A 25,093-nucleotide genomic window follows, 5' to 3' on the forward strand; every position below is an offset into this window, starting at 1 on the left:
CACGCGGCAGGACAGGCGCGTCGGAAGTGTCGGCCGTCAGGCGGAGTCGGGGCTGCATGGTCGGATGCTGGCAAGCGCTTCTTAATGCCCGGTTAATGGCGAATGGCTTCCAGGGTCCGCCTGGCGCACGGGAGGACGCCGGGGTGACGGATTGCTCCGTTCGGGCTCCCGCGCACCGCGGGAGCCCGAACGGAGCGGTTCGGGCGGCGCCTCAGCTCTCGGTGCGGTACATCAGGTCCACCTCGTGGGTGGTGAAGCCGAGGCCCTCGTACACGGCGAGGGCGGCCGGGTTGTCGGCGTCCACGTAGAGCATCGCGGTGGGCAGGCCGGCCGCCGCGAGGTGGCGCAGGCCGATCGCGGTGAGGGCCTTGCCGAGGCCGCCGCCCTGGGCGCCGGGGCGGACGCCGACGACGTAGACCTCGCCGAGCCGCTCCTCGGCGTGGATCTTCGTCCAGTGGAAGCCGATCAGTTCGCCGTCGCGTTCCGCGAGGAAGAAGCCCTTGGCGTCGAACCAGGGCTGCGCGATGCGGTCGGCCAGGTCCCGTTCGGTGAGGGAGCCCTGCTCGGGGTGGTGGGCGAAGGCGGCCGCGTTCGCCGCGATCCAGGCCGCGTCGTCGGCGCCGGGGACGAAGGTGCGTACGGTGACCCCGGCCGGCAGGGCGGGTTCGGGCAGCGGCGGTGCCTCCGGGCCGAGCGGGCGGCGCAGCTGGCGCAGTTCGCGGAACAGGGTCAGACCGAGGACCTGCGCGAGGTGCCGGGCGGCGGACTTGCCGCCGTGGGCCCAGACGCGGATGCGCTTGCCCGAGGCGGCCAGCAGGGCGGTGCCCAGGGCCCGGCCGTGGCCGCGGCCGCGCAGGGAGGGGTGGACGACGAGTTCCGCGGCGGGGGCCTCCACCGGGTCGGTGTCCTCCAGTTGCCCGTACGCGGTGAGGCGTCCGTCGGCGGTGAGCAGGAAGTGCCGGATGCCCTCGCGGGGTCCGCCGCGGAGCTGGATGCGTCCCTGTTCGGACACGGCGGTGGTGCCGTCGGTGCGGGCGGCGTCCGTGATCAGGGTGAGTACGGCGTCGGCCTGTTCCTCCGTCAGCTCGTCGAGGGTCTCAATCTGCCGTCCCGGCTCCAGGGCCGCTGCTGCGTCAGTCATGACCCCACCGTACGACCGCAACCAGCCCGTAACCCATTAGCCCCTGTCGTGCTACGCGCGTTGACAATAGGCTGCGGCGGACCTCCCAAGTTGTCTCGCTGTCCGCAAAGGGGACTAAATGTCAGCGAAGCCACAACGGCACCGCCGAGCCCGCCGGTTGACCCTCGCCGCTCTCGCCGCCACGGCCGGCGCCGGAGCCCTGGTCGCCGCCGCCCTTCCGGCCGGAGCCGCGAGTGGTGGCGGTGCGGCCAAGAGCCGGACCGTCGACGTTCAGATGCTTTCGTTCAATGACTTCCACGGCACGCTGGAGCCCCCGCAGGGTTCCTCCGGCACCGTGACCGAACGCCAGGCGGACGGCACCACCAAGGCCATACCCGCGGGCGGCGTCGAGTACCTGGCGACGAGCCTGCGCGAAGCCCGCAAGGGCCACGAGTACTCCGTCACCGCCGCGGCCGGTGACATGATCGGCGGCAGCCCGATGCTGTCGGGGCTCTTCCACGACGAGCCGACCATCGAGGCGATGAACAAGCTCGGCTTGAACGTCTCCAGCGTCGGCAACCACGAGTTCGACGAGGGTAAGACCGAGCTGCGCCGCATGGCGTACGGCGGTTGCCACCCCACCGAGGGCTGTTTCGAGTACGGCAAGACGTTCACCGGAGCGGAGTTCCAGTACCTCGCCGCGAACGTGACGGACGTGAAGACCAAGCGTCCGCTGATGTCGCCCACCTTCGTCTGGAAGAAGGGGGACGTGAAGATCGGCTTCATCGGCGTCACCCTGGAGGGCACTCCGGACGTCGTCACCGCCGAGGGCGTCAAGGGCCTCAAGTTCGGCGACGAGGTCGAGACGATCAACAAGTACGCCGCGGAGCTGAACAAGCAGGGCGTGAAGTCGATCGTCGCGCTCATCCACGAGGGCGGTCTGCCCGCGGGCGGCGCGTACAACTACGACTGCGACACCCCCGGCGCGGGCGCCGGCATCTCGGGCGCGATCGTGGACATCGCCAAGAAGGTCGACCCCAAGGTCGACGCGCTGGTGACCGGCCACACGCACCAGGCGTACGCGTGCAACATCCCCGACCCGGCGGGCAACCCGCGCACGGTCACCTCGGCCGCATCCATCGGTCGGCTGTACACGGACACCACGCTCACGTACGACCGGCAGACCAAGGACATCGTCCGTACGCCGGTCACCTCGCCCAAGCCGGTCAACAAGGTCGTGGGCCGCGAGCAGCCCAAGGCCGCGGACATGAGCGACCTGATCCGGCGTTGGAACGAGCTGGCGGCCCCGATCGCGAGCCGCCCCCAGGGCTTCATCTCGGCCGACATCCCGGGTCGCGGCTCGGAGGCGCCCGAGAAGCCGCTCGGCGACCTGATCGCCGACGCGCAGCTGGAGGCCCTGGCCCCGGCCGACAAGGGTGGCGCGCAGCTGGCCGTCATGAACCCGGGCGGCATCCGTTCGGACCTCGCCTTCAAGGCCTCCGGGGCCGAGGGCGACGGTGTGGTGACGTACGGCGAGTCCTTCACGGTCCAGCCGTTCACCAACATGATGAACATCGTGGACCTGACCGGCGCGCAGCTGATCACCGCGCTGCAGCAGCAGGTCAGCGGTACGGTCAACGGCCCGAACCCGAAGATCCTCCAGGTCTCGAAGGGCTTCACGTACACCCTGGACCTGACGAAGGCGGGCGCGGACCGCATCGTCGTGGACTCGGTGAAGCTGAACGGCGCGGCCATCGACCCCGCCAAGACCTACCGGGTCGCGATGAACGAGTTCCTCGCGGGCGGCGGTGACGGTTTCACCGTCCTGAAGGAGCACAAGAACAAGCTGGTGGGCGCGTCCGACCTGGACTGCTTCAACGCCTACCTGACGAACAACTCCTCGCAGGAGTCCCCGATCGCGCCGCCGGCGGCGAACCGGATCACGATCGTCAAGTAACACCAGGCGACACTTTCGCGCACAGCGCGCCCGAAGGGGCGACGGGCCCGGCGGCCCGTCGCCCCTTCGGCGTTCCCGGCGGTCCCCGGCGCCGCCGGGAGGGGTTCAGAGCCGGTCGAGGAACGCCCCGACGGCCTCGTGGAAGCCCCGCGGGTCGGTGAACGGCACGAAGTGGTCCCCGTCGAGCGGGGCGTACGAGGTTCCCGGCCGTCGGGTGACCATCGCGTCGGCCAGTCGCCGCGGGAGGGCCGCGCTGCGGGTGCCGTGGATCAGCAGGGCGGGGCAGGTGCTCGCCAGCCAGGCGTCCCAGTGGTCGCCCCGGCAGGCGTGGATGGAGTCGAGCATGTCCTGCGGGTGGAACGGCAGCCGCCAGTGCCCGGTGTCGGGCAGCGGTCGCAGGGCGCCGGTGACGAACTGGGCGACGATCGGGCCGACGGCCGCGAGGAGCGCCTCGGGGCTCTCGCCGGTGTACGGGATCCCGCGCAGGAAGGGGAACGGCTCCGGCCCGTCGGGGTCGACCTCCAGCCCGGCGTCCACGTCGATGAGCGCGCGGACCCGGTCGGGGTGGGCGGCGGCCAGGTGGATCGCGTTGAGGCCGCCGAGGGAGTAGCCGAGGACGGCGACGGGGGCGTCGAGGCCGAGGTGGTCGAGGAGGGCCACGGCGTCGGCGACGTAGCCCTCGCGCCGGTAGTCGGGGGCCCGGTCGGAGTCGCCGTGGCCGCGCTGGTCGGGGGCGATGACCCGCCAGGCGTCGCCGAGGTGGGCGGCGAGGCCGGTGAAGGCGGCGCCTTCGGAGAGGCCGCCGTGGAGCACGAGCAGCGGCCGGCCGGGGCCGCCGAAGTCCAGGTGGGACAGGGTGCGGTCGTCGATCTTCAGCTCGTGGCGCATGGCGTGGCTTCTCCCCGGGTGTGATCGGTCGGATCGATCGACGGGTCGGATCGATCGGTGTTCCGGTTCAAGGCTGCCGGCATTTGGGCAAGCGCGCAATACGCATGTGTAGTGCATCTGCCTGAGGCGAGCGCCCAAGAACCGGGGCGCGGATACGATCCCCGCATGGGAAATCGCGAGGACCTGTTGGCCGGAGCGCGCCGCTGCCTGGAGGAGAAGGGCTATCTGCGCACGACCGTGCGCGACATCGCCTCGGCGTCGAAGGTGAGCATGGCCGCGATCGGCTACCACTTCGGTTCGCGCGAGGCGCTCCTGAACCGCGCGCTGTTCGACGCCATGGACGAGTGGGCCGCGGCGGCCGGCCGGCTCGCCGGCGAGGGGGACACCGCCGAGGAGCGGTACGCCGACACCTGGGACCGCAAGATCCGGGACTTCGGCGACATGCGCTGGCTGTGGATCGCCAACGTCGAGGCCTTCGTCCACGCGCAGTCCTCGCCCGAGGTCCTCGCGATCCTCGCCGAGGGCCAGCGCCGGTCCCGGCGCATGGTCGCGGCCCAACTCCGGGGCGTCCCCGAGGAAGAGGTCTCCGAAGCGGACGTACGGGCCCTCGGTTCGGTGCACATCGCGCTGCTCAGCGGCGTGATGGTGCAGTGCCTGACCGACCCGGAGGCGGCGCCGGACGGCCACGAGCTCGCCCAAGGCCTGCGCGCCATGGCGGAGTTGCTCGAAAGCTGACCACTACCGATGGGTAGCAATGCCCGGTCCCGCATGCCATGATCCCGTCCCACCACTGGGTCGGCGAAGGGGCGGGCATGGGAAGCGGAATGGACCGGCGGAGGTTCCTGGTCGGCGCGCTGGCGGCGGGAGCCGCCCTCGGGACGGGGGCGGCGGGCCGGGCCTCGGCGGCCACGCTCGGCACACAGGACTGGATGGCCGGCCTCGCCGACTCCACCCCCCTCCAGCGCATGACCATCCCCGGCACCCACGACTCCGGCGCCCGCAAGGGCGGGCTCTACGTCGCCTGCCAGAACACCTCGATCGCGCAGCAGCTCGACGCGGGCATCCGCTTCCTCGACGTCCGATGTCGGGTCACGGGCGGCTCGTTCGCCATCCACCACGCGGCCTTCTTCCAGGACCTGATGTTCGGGGACGTCCTCGTCGACTGTGGGAACTTCCTCGCCGCGCACCCCTCCGAGACCGTGCTGATGCGCGTCAAGCAGGAGTACTCCGAGGACAGCGACGCCACCTTCCGCGCCGTCTTCGACGACTACCTCGACAACCGGGGCTGGCGTCCCCTCTTCCGGATCGCCGACACCCTGCCCTCGTCCCTGGGGCAGGCCCGCGGCAAGGTGGTGCTGCTCGCCGACAACGGCGGACTGCCCGGCCTGCGGTACGGCGACGGGAACGTCTTCGACATCCAGGACGACTACAACACCGAGCCCTTCGCCAAGCGGGGCCGGATCGAGAACCACTTCCGCAAGGCCGTGCAGCAGCCCGGGAAGCTGTTCGTGAACTACGCCAGCACCGCCGCCTACATGCCCCCGCGCTGGAACTCCGACCGACTCAACCCGCAGGTCCACGGCTTCGTGGACGGCGGGGAGATGGCCGGCCGGACCGGGCTCGGCATCGTCCCCATGGACTTCCCCAACACCCGCTCCGGACTCGTCACCTCACTGATCCGGCACAACTGACGCGCCGCCCGAGGGCGGTGACGCCTGCGGATCCGCTGCCGGCGGAGGGGTCGGCGCGCCCGGGATGCGGAGCACCGCCTCCGTGCCCGGGCCGCCGTCCCGGGCCGCCCGCAGCTCGGCGCTGCCGCCCGCGCGGCCCACCGTACGGGCCACGATCGACAGGCCCAGCCCGCTGCCGGGCAGGGCGCGGGCCGACGGGGACCGCCAGAACCGCTCGAAGACGTGCGGCAGGTCCTGGTCCGGGATGCCCGGCCCGTGGTCCCGTACGGTCAGCTCCCCGGCGTGCAGCGCCACCTCGACCCGGCCGCCGGGCGGGCTGAACTTCACCGCGTTGTCCAGGACGTTGACCACCGCACGCTCCAGCGCCGCCGCCTCGCCCCGCACGTACCAGGGCTCCAGCGACGAGCCGAACGTCAGCTCCGGACCGCGCAGCCGGGCCCGCGACAGCGCGGACCCGACGATCTCGTGCAGGGCCACCACCCCGAGCGGGCCCGGCGAGGCCGCGTCCGGGCGGGACAGCTCCTGGAGGTCCCCGATCAGCGACGCCAACTCCGTCATCTGCGCCTTCACCGACGCCAGCAGCTCCCGGCGGTCCTGCGGCGGAATCGCCCGGCCGGTCTCCTCGCTGCGCGCCAGCAGCTCGATGTTCGTCCGCAGTGAGGTCAGCGGGGTGCGCAGCTCGTGACCGGCGTCCGCGATCAGCTGGGCCTGCCGGTCCCGGGAGGAGGCCAGTGCGGCGGTCATCGAGTTGAAGGACCGAGACAGCCGGGCGATCTCGTCCTCGCCCTCGTCGGGGATCCGCACCGTGAGGTCCTCGGTACGGGCGATGTGCTCGACGGCGCCGGTGAGTTCGTCGACCGGCCGCAGACCGGTACGGGCCACCCACAGGCCGGCCGCGCCCGCGCCCACGACACCGATGCCGGACACCAGGAGCAGTACCCAGGCCAGCGTGGACAGCGGCTTGTCGATGTCGGCGAGCGGCTTGGCGATGGAGATGCCGAACACGGGCCCGCCGGACACCACCTGCGCGGGCGTCGTGTAGACGCGCATGTCGACGCCTTCGGAGGTCGTCACGTCCTGGAGGGTGGCCCGCCGCTTGCCCGCCGCGATCTCCCTGTCGATGGCGGTCACCGGCAGCGTCGCCGGCCCGCTCACCCAGCAGTGCCCGCCCTGGTCGGTGACGATCTGGACCGTCGCGTTCAGGTTCCCGGCGATGTCCTGCTGCGATTCGGCGGGGCGGGTCACACAGCGGCCCCCGTCCAGTACCCGCCCCACCTGCGGGTTCGGGTTGGTGGCCATCAGCGAGCGGTCCAGCTGGTCCCGCAGCTGGGCGCGCACCATCACCCAGGACACCGCCGCCACGGCGGCCACGGCGACCGCGACCGCGACCGCGACCAGCAGCGCCAGCCGGGAGCGCAGCGGCAGCGCGCGGAATCCGGCGACCGGGTTCACTCGGGCCCTCCGTGGTCCCCGGCCCCGGCGGCGCGCAGCACGTATCCCACCCCGCGCACGGTGTGGACCAGGCGCGGCTCCCCGCCGGCCTCGGTCTTGCGGCGCAGGTACATCACGTACACGTCCAGGGAGTTGGAGCTGGGTTCGAAGTCGAAGCCCCAGACGGTCTTCAGGATCTGCTCCCGGGTCAGGACCTGGCGCGGGTGCGCGAGGAACATCTCCAGCAGCGTGAACTCGGTGCGGGTCAGCTCCACCTGCCGCCCGGCCCGGGTCACCTCGCGGGTCGCGAGGTCCATCCGCAGGTCGCCGAAGGTCAGCGCGTCCTCGGGCTCCGGCCCGCCGGCCGCGGGCGCGGTGTACGAGCTGCGCCGCAGCAGCGCCCGGACCCGAGCGAACAGCTCGTCCAGCTCGAACGGCTTCACCAGGTAGTCGTCGGCGCCCGCGTCGAGGCCGGTGACGCGGTCGCCGACGGTGTCGCGGGCGGTCAGCATCAGGATCGGGGTGGTGCTGCCGGCGGCGCGCAGCCGCCGGGCCGCGGTCAAGCCGTCCATCCGCGGCATCTGGATGTCCAGCACGATCAGGTCGGGGGCGTACGAGACCGCCTGGTCGAGGGCGTCCAGGCCGTCGACCGCGGTCCGCGCGCCGTATCCCTCGAAGGCGAGGGAGCGGCGCAGGGCCTCGCGGACGGCCGGCTCGTCGTCGACGACGAGGATGCGCTGCTGGTCGCCTTCGGCGGCGTTCATGTGGGTCCCCCGGGGGTGGTGGTCGGTCCTATCAGACTCGCACGGGGCGCCTAGAAGGAGGTCCCGAAGCCGTTGGCGGCGCCGCCCGAGTCGCCGGCGCCCGAGTCGGCGCCGTCGTTGCCGGCGCTGCCGCTTCCGCTGCCGCCGCCGCGCAGGGAGTCGAGGTCGGCCTTGATGGTGTTGACCGGAATGGCGAAGCCGAGGCCGACGCTGCCGGCGCTGCTGCTGTCACTGGAGGGGGAGTAGATCGCGGAGGGCATTCCGACGATCTCGCCGTTCATGTTGACGAGGGCGCCGCCGGAGTTGCCGGGGTTGAGCGAGGCGTCCGTCTGGATGGCCTTGTAGGAGGTGGTGTTCTGGCCGGTGTTCCCGTTGAACTGCTGTCCCTCGTACGAGAACGGCCAGCCGCCGCCTTGGCGGCCCTGCGGGGCCTGCTGCTCGGACTTGGGCACGTTCACGTCGCGGTTCAGGGCGGAGACGATGCCGCTGGTGACGGTTCCGGTCAGCCGGTCCGGGGAGCCGATGGCCACGACCTCGTCGCCCACCTTGAGCCCGTCGGAGTTGCCGAGCTTGGCCGCCTTGAGGCCACTGGCGCCCTGGAGCTTGATCAGGGCGAGGTCCTTGTCCGGGTCGGTGCCGACGGTCTTGGCGGTGTACTTCTTGCCGTCGCTCATCGTCACCTGGATCTCGGAAGCCCCCTCGACCACGTGGTTGTTGGTGACGATCTCCCCGTCGGCGGTGAGGACGATGCCGGAGCCGGTGCCCTGGCCGGACGAGGTGCGGGTGTCGATGCGCACGACGGACGGGCTGACTTGCTCGGCCACGCCGGAGACGGTGCCGTTGCTGGACTGGGAGACGTTGGTGCCGCTGATGCCGGAGCCGCCGGTGTTCTGCCCGCCGAGGTACTGCTGCACCGCCGCGGCGGTGCCACCGCCCACGACGGCGGCGGCCAGCGCGACGGCGGCCAGCAGGGCCACGGGCCGCTTGGCGCGGGCCGGCCCGGCGTGCGCGGGCCCTTCCGGGGCGGGCGCGGGCCGGTCCCGGCCGCCGTCTTCGGCGGGCACCGTCTCGCCCGGGACGACGGGCGGCCGGTGCGCCTCGTGCCAACCGGGCGCCGGCGCGGCGGGCGGGTACGGGGGCGGCGGCGGGTAGGCGCCCGCCGCGGCCTCCTGGGCGAGCCGGTCACGTCCGCGCTGCCAGTCCTCGCCGAACGGCTCGGGCTGGGGGCGGTTCTCCTGGGGGTACTCGCCTTCGCGGCGGAAGCTCTCGGTCATGTCTATGACTGTGTCCGGGGATCATGAGAGCTTCCTGAGTCCCGGCTGAGAAGCCCGACAGAACCGCGTATGCCCGATATAAGGACAGGGGTCGGGATCGGGCTCGGGGATGCCCGAGCCCGACCGACGGAGAGGTCCTAGTGGCAGCCGCAGGACCGTCGGATCACGAGCGCCGACGGGAACTGCTTGAGCCGTTCCCGGCGCGAGCCCGCCACCCGCAGGGCGTCGTCCAGCACGAGGTCCACCGCCGCGCGCGCCATCGCCGTGCGGTCGGAGGCGATGGTGGTCAGCGGCGGGTCCGTCAGCGCCGCTTCCTTGACGTCGTCGAAGCCGGCCACGGCCAGTTCGCCCGGTACGTCGATGCGCAGCTCCCGCGCCGCCCGCAGCACACCGATGGCCTGGTCGTCGGTGGCGCAGAAGATCGCCGGGGGCCGGTTCGGCCCCGACAGGACCTCCAGGGCGACGGTGTACGCGTCGTAGCGGTTGTACGGGGCCTCGAAGAGCCGCCCCTCCACCGAGCGCCCGGCCTCCAGCATGGCCCGCCGCCAGCCCTCGACGTGGTCCGCGACCGGGTCGCCGACCGACGGGGTGTTCTCGACGCCGCCGATGCAGGCCACGTACGGGTGCCCGTGCTCCAACAGGTGCCGGGTGGCGAGCTGCGCGCCGCCGATGTCGTCGGTGATCACCGCGACGTCGTCGATGGCCTCGGGACGCTCGTGCAGCAGCACGATCCGCGCGTCCCACGCCTCGATCTCCGAGGCGGCGCGCTCGCTCATGCCCTGGCTGACCAGGATCAGCCCGGAGACCCGCATGCCGAGGAAGGCCCGCAGGTAGTGGACCTCGCGCTCGTCGCGGTAGTCGGAGTTGCCGACCAGGACCATCTTCCCGCGCTCGGCGGCGGCCTGTTCGACCGCGTGCGCCATCTCCGCGAAGAACGGCTGCCGGGCGTCCGGGACGATCATGCCTATGAGGTCGGTGCGCCGGGACGCCATGGCCTGCGCGACCCGGTCGGGCCGGTAGCCCAGCTCCTTGATCGCGGCGAGTACACGCTCGCGCGTGGCCGGGGCAACCGGCCTGGGTCCGTTGTTGATGACATAGCTCACGACGGCGGTAGAGGTACCCGCAAGTCGCGCCACGTCATCCCGCGTCACCTTGGCCACGCGCGGCAGTCTACGCGGGGTGACCTACCTCTGGGCAGGCCGTCCCGCAGACTCGATCTGCACCGGGGTCTCCTCCGGACGGGGGAGGGCCGCAGCCGCCTTCGCGGTGGCCTGGGCCGCCGCTTCCGCCGCCGCCCGCTCGACCTTCTCGGGCGTGACGAAGCGGTAGCCGACGTTGCGCACGGTCCCGATCAGCGACTCGTGCTCGGGGCCGAGCTTGGCCCGCAGCCGACGCACGTGGACGTCGACCGTCCGGGTGCCGCCGAAGTAGTCGTATCCCCAGACCTCCTGGAGCAGCTGGGCGCGGGTGAAGACCCGTCCCGGGTGCTGCGCGAGGTATTTGAGCAGCTCGAACTCCTTGAAGGTCAGGTCCAGGACCCGGCCCTTCAGCTTCGCCGAATAGGTGGCCTCGTCGACCGACAGATCGCCGTTGCGGATCTCCATCGGGGAGTCGTCGGAGCCCATCTGCTGCCGGCCGGTGGCGAGCCGCAGGCGCGCCTCCACCTCGGCGGGCCCGGCGGTGTCGAGGAGGACGTCGTCGATGCCCCAGTCGGCCGTGACGGCGGCCAGACCGCCCTCCGTGACGACGAGGACGAGCGGACAGCCGGGGCCCGTCGAGCGGAGCAGCTGGCACAGCGACCGCACCTGCGGGAGGTCGCGGCGCCCGTCGATGAGGATGACATCGGCTCCGGGGGTGTCCACGAGGGCCGGTCCCTCGGCGGGCGCCACCCGTACGTTGTGCAGCAGCAGGCCGAGGGCGGGCAGCACCTCGGTCGACGGCTGCAGGGCGTTGGTCAGCAGCAGGAGAGAGCTCATGCCCGACCACCTGCCCGGGTCGGGCGTTTGTGCACGTGCGTGTGCACGGATCGCTGGTCCATCACGTCGGTTCCTCCTCGGTCCCGTCGAGGACTTTCGCGGCACTGCTTCGTACGACTTGCCTCGCGCCCCCGGTCCCCGCGCCCTGGGGTCCGGGGTGACGCACTCTTCTCGGTCCGTTCAACGCGCTGAAAGCACAAAAGGACCCGGGGGCAACGTTGCCCGGATCCTCTACGCCGCCAGAATAGCCCACCGGCCCTTCCGGGGCAGAGGCTCCGGCGAACCCCTTCTGTGGTTCCTGCCACGCCCGTCACCAGGGTATGCCCCGGTTTCGTCTGATCGGCGGCCTCTGGTCGCCGCACGCGGGCGCACTCGGGGCGCGCGGAGGCACACGGGGGTGGGTGTTCGGAGGGGTCATCATGGATGCCGACGAACAGAGAGCCGACGAGGGGAGCAGCTGTGGCAACCGGAACCATCCGCTACTGGGCGGCGGCCAAGGCCGCCGCCGGGACGGCGGAGGAGCCGTACGCGGCGCGGACACTGGGCGAGGCGCTCGACGCCGTGCGCGAACGCCACCCGGGAGAACTGACCCGGGTCCTGCTGCGCTGCTCCTTCCTCGTGAACGAAGAACCTGTGGGCAAGCGCCCGCACGATGCCGTCCTGCTCACGGAAGGCGGCACCGTCGAGGTGCTTCCGCCGTTCGCGGGCGGGTGAGCGGGAGCCCATGAGTACCCCCGAAGAGCAACAGCGCAGGCAGCAGCAAGAGCAGGAGCAGCAACAGCACGATCCGTACGATCCGTACGGGACGCAGACCTGGCAGGCCGACACCTGGGACACCGGCTACCAGCCGATGCAGCCGCAGCTCGGCGGGGTCCCGGGCCGGAGCGGGCAGCAGCCGGCGCAGCCCGCGGCGCCCGAGGCCTGGTTCCGCGAGGAGGCGCAGGCGGCGCCCGCCCAGGAGTGGGCCGAGACGGCGTACCCGCCGCCGTACCGGGAGCCGTACCAGGACTCCGGGCAGCCGCAGCCGGGGCAGCCGCAGCAGCAGGGACAGCAGTTCCAGCAGCAGCAGCAGCCGGGGCAGCAGTTCCAGCCCCAGCAGTCGCAGCAGCCCCAGCAGTCGCAAGGGCAGTTCCAGCCCCAGCAGCAGCCGCAGCAGGCGTCGTACGGGCAGCCCGTGGCGCCGGAGGCCTGGTTCCGCGAGGAGGCGCAGGCGGCGCCCGCCCAGGAGTGGGCCGAGACCGCGTACCTGCCTCCGTACCAGGAGCCCCAGCAGTCGCAGCAGCCCCAGCAGTCGCAGGGACAGCAGTTCCAGCCCCAGCAGCCCCAGCAGTCGCAGGGGCAGCAGTTCCAGCCCCGGCAGTTCCAGGCGCAGCAGCCGCAGCAGGCGTCGTACGGGCAGCCCGTGGCGCCCGAGGGGTGGTTCCGCGAGGAGGCCCCGGCGGCCCAAGCCCCCGCCCCCGCCCAAGCCCCCGCCGCCCCGCCCGCCGCGGCCGGCTGGGCCGAGGAGACGGCGTACCTGCCGCCGCAGACCGCGGAGCCGGCCGTGGAGGCCACCGCCTATCTGCCGCCGGTGACGGCCGCCCCGGAGCCCGCACGGGGTTCCCCGGACCCCGACGCCGACCCCGGTACGCGGTCCGAGTACTCCCCGCCGACGCTCGCGGGCAACACGCTCCGCGCCGTCGACCCGGCGCAGGCCCGCGCCGAGGGTCGGTCGCCGATCATCGACCCCGGTCCGCAGTCGGCGATACTGACCGCCGCCCTCGGACTGCTGCTGGCCGCGGCCGCCGCGTTCGGCGACCTCGCGCTGCTCGTGCCGCTGATCGCCCTCCAGGGCCTCACCGCGGCCGGCTGGTTCCGCCTCAACGGCATGTGGCCCGCCCGTCAGGGCATCGCCCTCGCCTTCCTCGGCGCCGTGGTCGCGGACGCCGCCGTGCTCGCCGTGGACGACGTGAACGGGCCCGGCGCGATCATCGGCACCCTCGGTGCCTGGGTGCTGCTCACGCTGGTGCTCCAGCTCCGCAGTCACGCGGACCCCGACGAGCGGATGTACGGACTCATGGCCTCGGTGGCCTCCGCCGCCCTCGCCATCGTCTGCGCCGGGTACCTGGCGGCCGGCTCCGAGGCCGTCAGCGTGGGAGGGGCCGCCGTGGCGGTCGCCGTCTTCGCCCGGGCCCTGCCGCTGCCCGCGCCGGCGTCCGTGGCGGTCTCGCTGGCCGCCGCGGCGGGTGCGGGCATCGCGGTCGGCACGATGACGGGCATCGGGACCGGCGGGGCGCTGCTCGGTCTGGCCGCCGGGGTGTGCGCCCTGGTCGGCCTGCGGGTGGCCGCGTACGACTACCCGTCGAAGTTCGTCCACATGACGGCCGGTGTCGCGTTGCCGCTGGCGGCGGCGGCTCCCGCCGTCTACCTGATGGGCCGGGTGGTGGGCTGACGTCGGCCGCACGTTCGACCCCTCCCTTTCCAGGCGTGGTCAACTAGAGCGCACGTACTGATCTATTGGGGGAGGGGCACGTGCGTTTTCTGCGGGCCATCGTCATCATCGGAGTGATCCTGGGGGCCCTGTTCGTGGGCGCCGACCGCTGGGCGGTCGATTACGCCGAGAACCAGCTGGCCGACAAGATCCAGTCCCGGCAGGGGTTGTCGGGTGACGTGAAGGTGGACATCCACGGCTTCCCGTTCCTGACCCAGGCGTTGGACCACCGGCTGGAGCAGGTGGATCTGGTGCTCACGGGCGTGGACGCCTCCGCCGAAGGCCGCAAGGCACGGCTGACGCGGATCGAAGCCGCCTTCCACGACGTGAAGTTGAACAGCGACTACAGCGGCGGCACGGCCGGCAGGGCCGAGGGCAAGGCCCTGGTCTCGTACGCGGACCTGACCGCGGCCTCGGAGACCGGGGTGACCGTCTCCTACGGCGGACAGCCGGGCAAGGTGAAGGTCAGCGCGACGGTGGACTTCCTCGGCCGGAAGTTCACCCGCAGCGTGATCTCGACCGTCACGCTGGAGGACGCGAAGGACTCCCCGGGCGGCAAGATCGTCCGGGTGCGCGCCGAGGAGGTTCCGGGCGAGGGGATCCCGGGGATCGAGAAGGTCGTCCGCAAGAAGACCGACTTCGACCGCCGGCTCGACGCCGGTCTGCCGGCCGGACTGAAGCTCACCACCCTGACGTCGGACGAGGCGGGCGTGCATCTGGCGCTGACCGGCACGAACGTGTCGCTGGCCGGATCGTGAGACGGTGCGGTCCGCCCCTCAGAAGGGTGGGTCGCGCGAAGAGCCCCGGAGGCCGCCCGAGCGGCCTGCCGGGGCTTTCTCGTCCATCATTCGGACGATCCTGTCTCGACATATGACACACCGGTGACAGGGCGGTCGATTCGTCCCTACGATCCATGACTATGAAGCATCAGCAGGCGGACCTCACGAAGCGGCGGGCAGTAGACCTGTGTCGCGTCGCCGCCATGCTCTGTCGATCCATGTGACGTGTGAGCGCATCCGCTCCACCGGCCGGACGACTGGCCTTCCCCGCGTGACCGCACCCCGCCTTCCGCCCGCCCGACGCCTCCCCGCCCGGGTACCGCGAGGCCGATCCGTCCGCGGCGCGCACCCGCAGCACCATCCCGCAGCAGCACCAGCACCACCCCGCCGCACACTGCCCCGGAGGAGAACACCATGAGCCGCAGCGACGTCCTCGTAGACGCCGACTGGGTCGAGGCCCACCTGAACGACGCCGACGTCGTCATCGTCGAGGTGGACGAGGACACGTCCGCCTACGACAAGAACCACATCACCAACGCCGTCCGGATCGACTGGAAGACCGACCTCCAGGACCCGGTCCGCCGTGACTTCGTGGACCAGGAGGGCTTCGAGAAGCTCCTCTCCGCCAAGGGCATCTCCAACGACGACACCGTCGTCCTCTACGGCGGCAACAACAACTGGTTCGCGTCCTACGCCTACTGGTACTTCAAGCTCTACGGCCACCAGGACGTCAAGCTCCTCGACGGCGGCCGCAAGAAGTGGGAGCTCGACTCCCGCGACCTGGTCGACGGCAAGGACGTCCCGAACCGCCCGGCCACCCAGTACAAGGCCAAGGCCCAGGACAAGTCCATCCGCGCCTTCCGTGACGACGTCGTCGCCGCGATCGGCTCCCTGAACCTGGTCGACGTCCGCTCGCCCGACGAGTTCTCCGGCAAGCTGCTCGCACCGGCGCACCTTCCGCAGGAGCAGTCGCAGCGCCCCGGCCACGTGCCGAGCGCCCGCAACATCCCGTGGTCGAAGAACGCCAACGACGACGGCACCTTCAAGTCCGACGACGAGCTGACCGCCCTCTACGAGGCCGAGCAGGTCGATCTGGCGAAGGACACCATCGCCTACTGCCGCATCGGCGAGCGCTCCGCGCTCACGTGGTTCGTGCTGCACGAGCTCCTGGGCCAGGAGAACGTCAAGAACTACGACGGTTCGTGGACCGAGTACGGCTCGCTCGTCGGCGTGCCGATCGAGCTCGGCGCCGCCAAGTAACCCGAGCAGCCCCTGCGGGCCCGCGGGGCCGCGCCGCCCGCAGTACGTACGCAGACCCCTCCAGGACAGGACAGAGACATGTGTGGAGCAAAGACCGGCGGGCCCGACCTCGCCACCCTCAAGCCCGGTGAGACCGCCATCCAGGGCCAGGTGACCAAGGACGGCGAGCCCGTCGTCGGTTACGTGCGGCTGCTGGACTCGACCGGCGAGTTCACCGCGGAGGTCCCGACCTCCGCGACCGGCCAGTTCCGCTTCTACGCGGCCACCGGCTCCTGGACGCTGCGGGCACTCGTCCCGGGCGGCCAGGCGGACCGGGCCGTCGTCGTCGCGGACGCCGGCGGCGTGACGGACGTGGCCATCGCCGTCTGATCGCTCCACACGAGAACGGCCGGAGGGCCGCACCCCAGGGGGTTGGACGCCACTGGAACGGGGTGCGGCCCTTCGTGCCGTCCCGGCCCGTGCACGAGCGCCCGTCCCGGCTCGTGCACGGGGCCTGCGCGGGGGCCCGTCCCGGATCCTGCGCGGCGGCCGGTCCCGGACCTACGCTGGAGGCATGTACGCCCGGCGGCGCCGCGCCTACTTCCTCATGATGGGCGGCTGCCTTTTCCTCTTCGTCTCGGCCTGGTCCTTCGTACGGCTCTTCTCCGTGCCGGCCGCCGTGGCGATGTGCGTCGTCGCCATGGTCATCCCGCCGGTCGCCGCGATGATCGCGAACCGGCGCGGCCCGGACGACCGCTGGTGGGACGACCCCTCGGGCGACAAGAAGTCGGACGAGTGGTGGGACGAACTGGACGGCAAGCACCGCCGCGACGAATGACGCGCCCCGCCGGACGCGGGGCCGGACGCCCGGCCCGCCACCGGTACGGCCCACCTCGCAGAGTGCGCCGGGTCCCGGGCCAGTAGGCTTGGGGACCGGCCCCGTACCTCCGGGGACTCCGTCCCGGGGGGACCCCCCGAACGCAACCTTCGAGGAGCACCTCCCGTGCTTGAGACTTTCTTCTCCGCCCTGCTGGTCCTGGTCTGCGTCGGCGTGCTCGCCTTCACCGCCCTCGCCGTGAAGAAGCTGTACCAGGGCCAGCGCTGACCCCCTGATCGGCAGCCGTCCCTCCCGGATCCCTCCCACAGATCGCCTGAGCAGCCACACATGATCCAGATCCCGTCCGACCTGAACCCGGGCCTCGTCCCGCTCGCCTTCCTCCTCGGCAACTGGGAGGGCGCGGGAGTCTTCGACTTCCCCGGCGAGGAGAAGTGCAACTTCGGCCAGGAAGTCGTCTTCAGCCACGACGGCCGGGACTTCCTGGAGTACGCCTCCCACACCTGGGTGCTCGACTCCGAGGGCAACAAGGTGCGGCCGCTCGAATCCGAGTCCGGCTACTGGCGCATCGACAAGGACCGCAAGGTCGAGATCGTCATGGTCCGTGACCAGGGCGTCGTCGAGGTCTGGTACGGCGACCTCGCCGACCAGAAGCCGCAGATCGACGTCGTCACCGACGCGGTGGCCCGCACGGCGGCCTCCGGCCCGTACAGCGGCGGCAAGCGGCTGTACGGCTACGTCAAGAGCGACCTGATGTGGGTCGGCGAGAAGGCCACGCCCGACGTCGAGCTGCGCCCCTACATGTCGGCCCAGCTCAAGAAGGTCGTCACCCCGGAGGAGATCGCCGACATGGCGCGCAACCTGCCGGACATGCCGGACGACGGCATCGCGTTCTTCCGCTGATCGGCCGTTTTCCACAGCCTGTGCGAGAAGGGGACCCCGGGACCGCCCGCGGTCCCTTTCGCGCGCTTACACTGGCCGGGTGGTGAGCACCGAGGGCACCGGGACCGCCGACGGCGGACTCGACTGGAAGAGCGACCTGCGGCAGCGCGGATACCGGCTGACCCCGCAGCGCCAACTCGTGCTCGAAGCGGTCGACGCACTGGAGCACGCGACCCCCGACGAGATCCTCGTCGAGGTCCGCAAGACGGCCTCCGGGGTCAACATCTCCACCGTCTACCGCACGCTGGAGCTCCTGGAGGAGCTCAAACTGGTCTCGCACGCCCACCTCGGACACGGCGCCCCCACCTACCACCTCGCCGACCGGCACCACCACATCCACCTGGTGTGCCGCGACTGCGCCGAGGTGATCGAGGCCGATCTGGACGTGGCCGCCGAGTTCACCGCGAAGCTCCGCTCCACCTTCGGCTTCGAGACCGACATGAAGCACTTCGCGATCTTCGGGCTCTGCGCGAAGGACGCCGCCAAGCACCGCGCCGCCGAGACGTAGCACCGCCGCACGACACCCCGTGGGATCGTCGGGTCCGGGGTCGTACGCTGGTGACATGACCAGCAGCCCCTTGCTCCATCTCCCCGGCGCCGTACCGGCCGAAGGCCGCGACGAGGGCGTCGCCGCCCACTACGGAGAGCTGTACGGCGAACAACGCGCACTCGCGGACGGCCGGGGGTTCGTGGACCTCTCCCACCGCGGGGTCGTGACCGTCACCGGCACGGACCGGCTGAGCTGGCTGCACCTGCTGCTCACCCAACACGTGACCGACCTGCCGCCCGGACAGGCCACCGAGGCGCTGATCCTCTCCGCCAACGGGCACATCGAGCACGCCCTGTACCTCGTCGACGACGGCGAGACGGTCTGGGCGCACGTCGAGCCCGACACCCAGGAGGCGCTGATCGCCTACCTGGAGTCCATGAAGTTCTTCTACCGCGTCGAAGTCGCCGACCGCACGGCCGAGTTCGCCGTCGTCCACCTGCCGGCCGGCTCGATCGCCGAGGTCGCGAAGGAACTCGCCGTCCGCGAGACCGCGCACGGCCGGGACGTCTTCGTGCCCCGCGAGGACCTGGAGGCGTTCGCCGCCGCGCACGGTCCCGCCGCGGGTCTCCTGGCGTACGAGGCCCTGCGCGTGGAGTCGCACCGGCCGCGTCTGGGCCTGGAGACCGACCACCGCACCATCCCGCACGAGCTCGGTTGGATCGGCACCGCCGTCCACCTCCAGAAGGGCTGCTACCGGGGGCAGGAGACCGTCGCCCGCGTCCACAACCTGGGGAAGCCCCCGCGCCGGCTGGTGTTCCTGCACCTGGACGGCTCCGAGGTGCTGCTCCCGGCGCACGGCACGCCCGTACGGCTCGCCGCCGACGGCGAGGAGGGCCGGCAGCTGGGCTTCGTGACCACGGCCGTCCGCCACCACGAGCTGGGGCCGATCGCGTTGGCGCTGGTCAAGCGGAACGTTCCGCCGGACGCGCCGCTGCTCGTCGGCAAGACGGCCGCCGCGCAGGAGGTCGTCGTCGCGCCCTGACGGGCCCACGTGGGGGCGCCGTCACGGCGAGCCCTACACGTCGATGACGATGGTGAACGGGCCGTGGTTGGTCAGCGAGACGCGCATGTCCGCCCCGAACCGGCCCGTCTCCACCGTCGCGCCCAGCGCCCGCAGCCGCGCCACGACCTCGTCGACCAGCGGCTCGGCCACCGGGCCGGGCGCCGCCGCGTTCCAGGTGGGGCGGCGGCCCTTGCGCGCGTCGCCGTAGAGCGTGAACTGGGAGATCACCAGCAGCGGGGCGTTCACGTCGCTGCAGGACTTCTCCGCCTCCAGGATCCGCACCGACCACAGCTTGCGGGCCAGCAGCTCCGCCTTCTCCGGCGTGTCGTCGTGGGTGACCCCGACCAGGACGCACAGTCCCTCGCCGACGATCTCCCCGACGGTCTCGCCGGCCACCACGACGCTCGCGCCGTCCACCCTCTGCACCACTGCTCGCATACCACCTGTGTATCAGGCGTGCACCCGTCCGGGGCCGATCGGGTGCAGTGGGACTGCATCCACACCACGGACAGTGGCACGATGCACGCAGGCGGTGCCTCCGGCACCGGTCGAGGGGACGGACACGTTCACATGAATCTTTCTGGTACCTCCGTACCTGCGCCCGCTTCGGCGGCGGCGACGGCCGCCGACGTCGCGGCGGCGACGGTGAGACCTCCCGCGCAGCGCACCGGCGAGTCGCAGGGGCCGACCACCCCCGCCACCGCCCTCGGGCTGCCCGAACTGCGTGCCCTGCGCCGGGACGCGCAGCGCGACGAGGCCGATCTCAGCTACGTACGCAGACTCCTGCACGGCCGCATCGACATCCTGCGCGCCGAACTCGCCCGCCGCTGCGACCCCGAGGCGGCCCGGCGCGCGAACCCCGAGACGCCGGTGGTGGACCGGCTCTCGGAGATCCTCGCCGACGCCCCGTCCAGCCGCAGCGCCTCGGCCCGGCACGTCACGCTCGCCGCCCCGCACAGCGAGGAGTTCCGGCTGCTGGAGGCGGAGATGCTCTGCGACGTGGAGCTTTCGGACCTGGGCGCCCGCACGGACGGCGAACTGCACGAGGCGATGGGCCGCTTGGTGCGCTACGAGCAGCAGGTCTCCCGGCGCCGGCAACGGTTGCAGCGCACCGCCGACGAGGCCGGCGCGGAGATCACCCGCCGGTACCGGGAGGGCGAGGCACAGGTGGACGACCTGCTGGCGTAGCCGCGGGGGCGCCGGGGCCGGCGGTGAGCGGGCCGCTTCGGGGCGGCGGAAATTCAGGCGACGTGCTCGCGGCGCGGCGGTTAGCGTGGCCGGCCATGACCACCGATGTCCGGCCGATCGCCGCCTCCGAACTCCCCGACTGGCTCCGAGCCCTCAACACCGGCTTCCTCACCACCGCCCCCGTCACCGATTCCGACGTCGCCCAACGGGCCGAGTACGGCGACCTGGCCCGCATCCGGGGCGCCTTCGCCTCCGAGACCGGCCGCTGCGTCGCCACCTTCCGGTCCTTCGCGCAGGAGCTGACCGTTCCCGGCGGGGCCGTCGTCGTCGCCGACGCCGTTTCCAACGTCACCGTGTCGCCCACGCACCGCCGCCGGGGCCTGCTGACGCGGATGATGCGCGCCGACCTGACGGCCGCGAAGGACCGCGGCGAAGTGCTGTCCACGCTGATCGCCGCCGAGTACCCGATCTACGGCCGGTACGGCTACGGGCCCGCCACCTCGATCGCCGAGTGGGAGATCGAGGTGGCCCGCACCGGCCTGGACCCGCGCTGGTCCGGGCCCGGGGACGGCGGGCGGATCGACCTGGTGGACGCGGCCGAGGCCCGCCGGATCGGCGCCGCCCTCCACGAGCGGCTGCGCGCGCACGCGCACGGCACCGTCGACCGCGACGAGCGCTGGTGGAACCTGGCGTCCGGCACGGAGCAGATGTCCCACCGCCCCTACAAGGAGTCGTTCCACGCCGTCCACCGCACGGCCGACGGCGAACCCGCCGGGATCGCCGTCTACCGGGCCGACGACCAGTGGAGCGACGCGAAGCTCCCGCAGAACACCGTGCAGGTCAAGGACCTGATCGCGGTCACCGTCGACGCGCAGCGGGCCCTGTGGCACTTCCTGTGCTCCATCGACTGGGTGCAGAAGGTCCGCACCGGATACCGGGCCCCCGACGACCTCGCCCCGCTGCTGCTGCCCGATCCGCGGGCCGCACGCCTGGTGACCGCCGCCGACTTCCTGTGGGTGCGGGTGCTCGACGTCGTACGGGCGCTGAGCGCGCGGACGTACGCCGTGCCGGGGGTCCTCGTCCTGGAGGTGACCGACGCGGAGGGCCTGGCCGACGGGCGCTACCGGCTGGACACGGGCACCGGCGACTGCGCCCGTACGGAGGAGCCCGCCGACCTGCGCCTCGACGTGTCCGCGCTGGGGTCCCTGTACCTCGGCGACGAGTCGGCGGTCCGGTTGGCCGCGCTGGGGCAGGTCACGCAGGAGCGGCCGGGGGCGCTGGCGCTCGCCGACGCGGCCTTTCGCACGGCTCGCCGGCCGTGGTGCCCGGACGTGTTCTGACCGGCTCGTCCCCGTACCCCGTCAAGGACATGGAGTTCACGGTGCGCGGCGGACGTATCGTCGCGATCGACATCCTGGCGGATCCGGCGCGACTGGAGACCCTGGACGTCACGGATGGGAAACCGAGGACTGAGGTACGTGGCAACACTCGTGGAACGCCTGCGCGCGGCCGGCTGTGTCTTCGCGGAGGAGGAGGCGGACCTGCTGACGGCCGCCGCGCGGGACGACGGACACCTGGCGGGCATGCTGGCACGCCGGGTCGCCGGCGAGCCCCTGGAGCTGGTGGTGGGCTGGGCGGGCTTCTGCGGCCTGCGCATGGAGGTGGGCGAGGGGGTGTTCGTACCGCGCCGGCGCAGCGAGTTCCTCGCGCGGGAGGCCGTGGCGCTGGCCCGGCCCGGCGCGGTGGTCGTCGACCTGTGCTGCGGAGTGGGCGCGCTGGGCGCGGCGGTGGCCTCGCAGGTCCCGGGCGTCGAGCTGCACGCGTCGGACATCGACGAGGTGGCCGTCGGCTACGCCCGCCGGAACGTGGCCCCGTACGGCGGGACCGTCCACCGGGGCGACCTGTACGCGGCGCTGCCCGGGGACCTCACGGGGCGGGTGGACGTCCTGGTGGTCAACGCCCCCTACGTGCCCACGGAGGAGATCGGCTTCCTGCCGCCGGAGGCCCGCGAACACGAACCGCTGACCACCCTGGACGGCGGCGCCGACGGTCTGGACGTCCACCGCCGGGTCGCGGCCGGGGCGCTGCACTGGCTGGCGCCCGGCGGGCACCTGCTGATCGAGACGAGCGCCCGGCAGTCCCCGGTGACGGCGTCGGCACTGGCCGCGGGCGGCCTCACGGTACGGGCGGTCGGCTCGCGGGAGCTGTATGCGAACGTGGTGATCGGCGCCCGGCCGGGCGCCTGAACGGCCCACCGTTCCAGGGGAGTCGACGGACGGGTGCGGGCCGGACCACATGGGGGAGGGGACGCGCGGTGGACCACGGGGCATGGCGGGCGGATCGGTTCGAGGAGCACAGGCCGAGGCTGAGGGCGGTGGCCTACCGGATGCTCGGCTCGGTCAGTGAGGCCGACGACGCGGTCCAGGAGGCCTGGTTGCGTCTGGACGGCACGGACGCGGACGCCATCGAGAACATGGCGGCCTGGCTGACCACGGTTGTCGGCCGGGTGTGCCTGAACATGCTGCGTTCCCGGGCGACCCGCCGCGAGGATCCGTTGGAGTCCCGGACACCCGACCCGGTCATCAGCGGCGAGGACGGTCTCCACCCGGAACAGCAGGCCCTGTTGGCGGACTCCCTGGGCCTGGCGCTGCTGGTCGTCCTCGAATCGCTGGCGCCGGCCGAGCGGCTCGCGTTCGTCCTGCACGACATGTTCGCGGTGCCCTTCGACGAGATCGCCCCGATGATCGAGAAGACCCCGGCCGCGACCCGGCAGCTCGCGAGTCGGGCCCGCCGCCGGGTGCGCGGCAGGGCCCCGGCCCCCGACCCGGACCTCGCACTCCAGCGCCAGGTGGTCGGCGCCTTCTTCGCCGCGGCGCGGGACGGCGACTTCGAGGCGCTCGTCTCGGTGCTCGACCCCGACGTGGTCCTGCGCTCCGACGGCGGCGTGACGCGCGCCCGCCACACGCTGGTGTTCAACGGCGCCCGCACGGTGGCCTCGCAGGCGATCACCTTCGGTTCCCTCTCGCCGTTCGCCCGCCCCGCGCTGATCAACGGGACCGCCGGCGTCATGGTCGTGATGGACGGCCGCCGCCTGTCGGTGATGGCCTTCACGGTCGTCGGAGGCAGGATCGTCGCCATCGACGTCCTGGCCGACCCGGAACGCCTGAAGGAGCTCGACCTGAGCGCCCTCGACCTCTGAGTCACGGGTCCCCGGCCGGGGCATGCGCGCGGACGCGCCCCGGCCGGGGCGCGGCGCACCTCACGCGGACAGGCCGCAGGCGCCGAGCAGCTCGCCGGGGCTGTCGCAGACACCGAGTACGTCGGCCGCGGCCCGTCGGATCTCCGGCTCGGGATCGTCCAGCGGGCCCGGAAACTCGGGCAGGGCCTGTGTCCACGCCGCAGACCAGCCGGGATCGAGGAACCGGGCATCGACGCGACCGGCTTCCGCCGCCTGCATCGCCACGAGTTCCAGCATCGCGCGGCGGCTCGGAACCCGCGGTGTCGCAGCCAGACGGAGTACGAAGGGCAGAGCGGCCGAGGCGGCGGAACAGACCCGGCCACCCTGGTGGAAGAGCAGATTGAGCAGTTCGTCCGAGGCGCCGTCCGCGTCGTCCCGATCCGGACCCGCGCATCGGCGGAGCAGTGCGGGAACGTCCTCGGCGGACCCGTAATTGTGCTTCAGCGCAGCCCGGTTGATCCTGTCCAGTTCCACTTCCCCTTCCACCCACATGCGCGCGACCCTACGGGCGGATCGTCCCCGAAGCCCGGCCGAGTGTCGTACGGGGCTCTTCGGGGAAGGCGAAGCCGCAGTGGCAGGTGTCGTCCCTCACGGAGTGGGAGTTATTGCAAGCGTCTGCTTGCAATAGTTAGCAACGTGCGGCAGGATCGGGGCATGGCATCGCTCAACGTCGGGAACCTCGGCGAGTACCTCCGTGAGCAACGGCGACAGGCCCAGCTTTCGCTGCGGCAACTGGCCGACGCCGCAGGGGTGTCGAACCCGTACCTGAGCCAGATCGAGCGCGGGCTGCGCAAGCCGAGCGCGGACATCCTCCAGCAACTGGCCAAGGCGCTGCGGATCTCCGCGGAGACGCTGTACGTGCAGGCCGGAATCCTGGACGAGCGGGATCGGGACGAGGTCGAGACGCGGGCCGTCATCCTCGCCGATCCGTCCCTCAACGAGCGGCAGAAGCAGGTGCTGCTCCAGATCTACGACTCGTTCCGCAAGGAGAACGCGCCGGCCGCGGCAGCCGCCGACGCCGACGCCGCGGTCGACGCCGCGATCGATGCCGACGACGAGCCGCCCCATACGAACCGACTGTGATCCGGGAGGACCAGCACATGGCCATCGCCGATGACCTGAAGAAGACCCTCACCGACCCGACCCCGCTCTACTTCGCCGCCGGCACCGCCGACCTCGCGGTGCAGCAGGCCAAGAAGGTGCCCGGGTTCATCGAGCAGCTGCGCGCCGAAGCCCCCGCACGCATCGAGGCCGTGAAGAACACCGACCCGAAGGTCGTCCAGGAGAGGGCCAAGGGGGCGCAGGAGGCGGTCACCGCCAAGGTCGCCGAGGTCTTCGGGGCGATCGACCCGAAGAAGCTGGGCGAGACCGCCCAGGACCTGGCCCTTCGCGGTGTGGGCGTGGCCGCCGAGTACGCGGTGCGCGCCAAGGAGACGTACGACAAGGTCGCCGAGCACGGCGAGCAGGCCGTACGCGCCTGGCGCGGCGAGCTGACCGACGAGATCGTCGACATCGCCGAGGTCGTGGAGCCGGCGGCGCCCGCGAAGTCGGAGCCGGCCGCCGAGCCGGTGGCCGCCGACGCCTCCGCCGACGCCTCCGCCTCCGCCGAGGAGAAGCCGTCCGCCCGGAAGACCACGGCGCGCAAGAGCACCGCGAAGAAGACGGTCGCCGCGACCGGCGACAAGAGCTGACGCGACCGGCGACAGAGCCGATCGGACAGGCGACGGACCGGGCACCGGGAAGGTGTC

General features: G+C 72.2%; 28 protein-coding genes. 19 read left to right on the top strand and 9 right to left on the bottom strand.

The features are described from left to right. Positions 1–211 precede the first annotated feature (211 nt). Positions 212–1,141, bottom strand: coding sequence for a mycothiol synthase (gene mshD, locus OHA84_RS19945; RefSeq protein WP_053680768.1), 930 nt, complete (start codon positions 1,139–1,141; stop codon positions 212–214). Positions 1,142–1,259: 118 nt separating this feature from the next. Between mshD and OHA84_RS19950 the strand changes: the two genes are divergently transcribed. Continuing rightward, entirely contained in the window at positions 1,260–3,077 is a 1,818-nt protein-coding gene (locus OHA84_RS19950; RefSeq protein WP_053680770.1) for a bifunctional UDP-sugar hydrolase/5'-nucleotidase, read from the top strand. Positions 3,078–3,182: 105 nt separating this feature from the next. On the opposite strand, the gene OHA84_RS19955 is transcribed toward OHA84_RS19950, so the two are convergent. Then, positions 3,183–3,965 carry an alpha/beta fold hydrolase gene (locus OHA84_RS19955; RefSeq protein ID WP_266948871.1) on the bottom strand — a complete coding sequence of 261 codons (783 nt, stop codon included), beginning with the start codon at positions 3,963–3,965 and terminating at the stop codon, positions 3,183–3,185. Positions 3,966–4,130: 165 nt separating this feature from the next. Here OHA84_RS19955 and OHA84_RS19960 point away from each other — a divergent pair, with 165 nt between their 5' ends. After that, entirely contained in the window at positions 4,131–4,700 is a 570-nt protein-coding gene (locus OHA84_RS19960; protein WP_053680774.1) for a TetR/AcrR family transcriptional regulator, read from the top strand. A 77-nt stretch (positions 4,701–4,777) separates the two neighbouring features. Continuing rightward, a complete protein-coding gene (locus OHA84_RS19965) occupies positions 4,778–5,656 on the top strand; it encodes a phosphatidylinositol-specific phospholipase C (RefSeq protein ID WP_234350168.1) in 879 nt (292 codons plus the stop codon). Here the strand turns inward: OHA84_RS19965 and OHA84_RS19970 are convergent. From OHA84_RS19970 to OHA84_RS19990, 5 genes are all read right to left on the bottom strand, one after another. Further along, positions 5,636–7,108, bottom strand: a complete 1,473-nt coding sequence (locus OHA84_RS19970; protein ID WP_266970441.1) for a HAMP domain-containing sensor histidine kinase — start codon at positions 7,106–7,108, stop codon at positions 5,636–5,638. The genes OHA84_RS19965 and OHA84_RS19970 overlap by 21 nt on opposite strands. Beyond that, positions 7,105–7,851 (bottom strand): response regulator transcription factor, encoded by a 747-nt coding sequence (locus OHA84_RS19975; RefSeq protein WP_053680779.1) that lies wholly within the window; start codon positions 7,849–7,851, stop codon positions 7,105–7,107. The genes OHA84_RS19970 and OHA84_RS19975 overlap by 4 nt, the downstream gene beginning before the upstream one ends. Positions 7,852–7,901: 50 nt before the next feature. Continuing rightward, positions 7,902–9,125 (bottom strand): S1C family serine protease, encoded by a 1,224-nt coding sequence (locus OHA84_RS19980; protein ID WP_053680781.1) that lies wholly within the window; start codon positions 9,123–9,125, stop codon positions 7,902–7,904. Positions 9,126–9,262: 137 nt separating this feature from the next. Further along, entirely contained in the window at positions 9,263–10,285 is a 1,023-nt protein-coding gene (locus OHA84_RS19985; protein WP_053680783.1) for a LacI family DNA-binding transcriptional regulator, read from the bottom strand. Positions 10,286–10,309: 24 nt separating this feature from the next. Then, on the bottom strand, positions 10,310–11,101 hold the full coding sequence (locus tag OHA84_RS19990; RefSeq protein ID WP_266970438.1) for a response regulator transcription factor: 792 nt from the start codon (positions 11,099–11,101) through the stop codon (positions 10,310–10,312). A gap of 459 nt (positions 11,102–11,560) precedes the next feature. Here OHA84_RS19990 and OHA84_RS19995 point away from each other — a divergent pair, with 459 nt between their 5' ends. The 10 genes from OHA84_RS19995 to OHA84_RS20040 all read left to right on the top strand — a co-directional run bounded on the left by OHA84_RS19995 (position 11,561) and on the right by OHA84_RS20040 (position 18,898). Next, complete coding sequence (locus tag OHA84_RS19995; RefSeq protein ID WP_053680787.1) at positions 11,561–11,815, top strand: MoaD/ThiS family protein; 255 nt, start codon at positions 11,561–11,563, stop codon at positions 11,813–11,815. Positions 11,816–11,825: 10 nt separating this feature from the next. Then, positions 11,826–13,532 (top strand): hypothetical protein, encoded by a 1,707-nt coding sequence (locus OHA84_RS20000; RefSeq protein ID WP_266970436.1) that lies wholly within the window; start codon positions 11,826–11,828, stop codon positions 13,530–13,532. A gap of 80 nt (positions 13,533–13,612) precedes the next feature. Continuing rightward, positions 13,613–14,329 carry a DUF2993 domain-containing protein gene (locus tag OHA84_RS20005; protein WP_053680789.1) on the top strand — a complete coding sequence of 239 codons (717 nt, stop codon included), beginning with the start codon at positions 13,613–13,615 and terminating at the stop codon, positions 14,327–14,329. A 161-nt stretch (positions 14,330–14,490) separates the two neighbouring features. Continuing rightward, entirely contained in the window at positions 14,491–14,574 is an 84-nt protein-coding gene (locus OHA84_RS20010) for a putative leader peptide (RefSeq protein ID WP_350206375.1), read from the top strand. Positions 14,575–14,764: 190 nt separating this feature from the next. After that, entirely contained in the window at positions 14,765–15,610 is an 846-nt protein-coding gene (locus OHA84_RS20015; protein ID WP_053680791.1) for a sulfurtransferase, read from the top strand. A gap of 78 nt (positions 15,611–15,688) precedes the next feature. Beyond that, positions 15,689–15,979: a DUF1416 domain-containing protein gene (locus OHA84_RS20020; RefSeq protein ID WP_053680793.1), complete on the top strand. Its 291-nt coding sequence runs from the start codon at positions 15,689–15,691 to the stop codon at positions 15,977–15,979. A gap of 184 nt (positions 15,980–16,163) precedes the next feature. Continuing rightward, the gene (locus tag OHA84_RS20025; protein ID WP_053680860.1) at positions 16,164–16,427 is read left to right on the top strand and encodes a DUF3099 domain-containing protein; all 264 of its coding nucleotides are present in this window, start codon (positions 16,164–16,166) and stop codon (positions 16,425–16,427) included. A gap of 327 nt (positions 16,428–16,754) precedes the next feature. Then, positions 16,755–17,327, top strand: a complete 573-nt coding sequence (locus OHA84_RS20030) for an FABP family protein (protein WP_053680795.1) — start codon at positions 16,755–16,757, stop codon at positions 17,325–17,327. Between the two features lie 79 nt (positions 17,328–17,406). Further along, positions 17,407–17,874: a Fur family transcriptional regulator gene (locus tag OHA84_RS20035; RefSeq protein WP_053680797.1), complete on the top strand. Its 468-nt coding sequence runs from the start codon at positions 17,407–17,409 to the stop codon at positions 17,872–17,874. 55 nt (positions 17,875–17,929) lie between these two features. Then, a complete protein-coding gene (locus OHA84_RS20040) occupies positions 17,930–18,898 on the top strand; it encodes a folate-binding protein YgfZ (protein ID WP_266948889.1) in 969 nt (322 codons plus the stop codon). A gap of 33 nt (positions 18,899–18,931) precedes the next feature. Here OHA84_RS20040 and dtd read toward each other — a convergent pair whose 3' ends face one another. Then, on the bottom strand, positions 18,932–19,357 hold the full coding sequence (gene dtd, locus OHA84_RS20045; protein ID WP_053680800.1) for a D-aminoacyl-tRNA deacylase: 426 nt from the start codon (positions 19,355–19,357) through the stop codon (positions 18,932–18,934). Between the two features lie 132 nt (positions 19,358–19,489). Here dtd and OHA84_RS20050 point away from each other — a divergent pair, with 132 nt between their 5' ends. The 4 genes from OHA84_RS20050 (at position 19,490) to sigJ (ending at position 23,306) form a co-directional block, all read left to right on the top strand. Beyond that, on the top strand, positions 19,490–20,107 hold the full coding sequence (locus OHA84_RS20050) for an AmfC protein (RefSeq protein ID WP_266948892.1): 618 nt from the start codon (positions 19,490–19,492) through the stop codon (positions 20,105–20,107). A 95-nt stretch (positions 20,108–20,202) separates the two neighbouring features. Next, positions 20,203–21,447 (top strand): GNAT family N-acetyltransferase, encoded by a 1,245-nt coding sequence (locus tag OHA84_RS20055; RefSeq protein ID WP_266948894.1) that lies wholly within the window; start codon positions 20,203–20,205, stop codon positions 21,445–21,447. 114 nt (positions 21,448–21,561) lie between these two features. Continuing rightward, positions 21,562–22,353 (top strand): putative protein N(5)-glutamine methyltransferase, encoded by a 792-nt coding sequence (locus tag OHA84_RS20060; protein ID WP_053680807.1) that lies wholly within the window; start codon positions 21,562–21,564, stop codon positions 22,351–22,353. 68 nt (positions 22,354–22,421) lie between these two features. Continuing rightward, positions 22,422–23,306 carry an RNA polymerase sigma factor SigJ gene (gene sigJ / locus OHA84_RS20065; protein ID WP_266970429.1) on the top strand — a complete coding sequence of 295 codons (885 nt, stop codon included), beginning with the start codon at positions 22,422–22,424 and terminating at the stop codon, positions 23,304–23,306. 60 nt (positions 23,307–23,366) lie between these two features. On the opposite strand, the gene OHA84_RS20070 is transcribed toward sigJ, so the two are convergent. Further along, positions 23,367–23,819, bottom strand: a complete 453-nt coding sequence (locus OHA84_RS20070) for a hypothetical protein (protein WP_371591427.1) — start codon at positions 23,817–23,819, stop codon at positions 23,367–23,369. Positions 23,820–23,999: 180 nt separating this feature from the next. Here OHA84_RS20070 and OHA84_RS20075 point away from each other — a divergent pair, with 180 nt between their 5' ends. Both OHA84_RS20075 and OHA84_RS20080 read left to right on the top strand, forming a co-directional pair. Continuing rightward, complete coding sequence (locus tag OHA84_RS20075; RefSeq protein ID WP_266948901.1) at positions 24,000–24,428, top strand: helix-turn-helix domain-containing protein; 429 nt, start codon at positions 24,000–24,002, stop codon at positions 24,426–24,428. A 17-nt stretch (positions 24,429–24,445) separates the two neighbouring features. Further along, the gene (locus tag OHA84_RS20080) at positions 24,446–25,036 is read left to right on the top strand and encodes a hypothetical protein (protein WP_266970424.1); all 591 of its coding nucleotides are present in this window, start codon (positions 24,446–24,448) and stop codon (positions 25,034–25,036) included. Positions 25,037–25,093 lie beyond the last annotated feature (57 nt).

It is taken from the genome of Streptomyces sp. NBC_00513 (genome assembly GCF_041431415.1).
Lineage (GTDB): Bacteria > Actinomycetota > Actinomycetes > Streptomycetales > Streptomycetaceae > Streptomyces.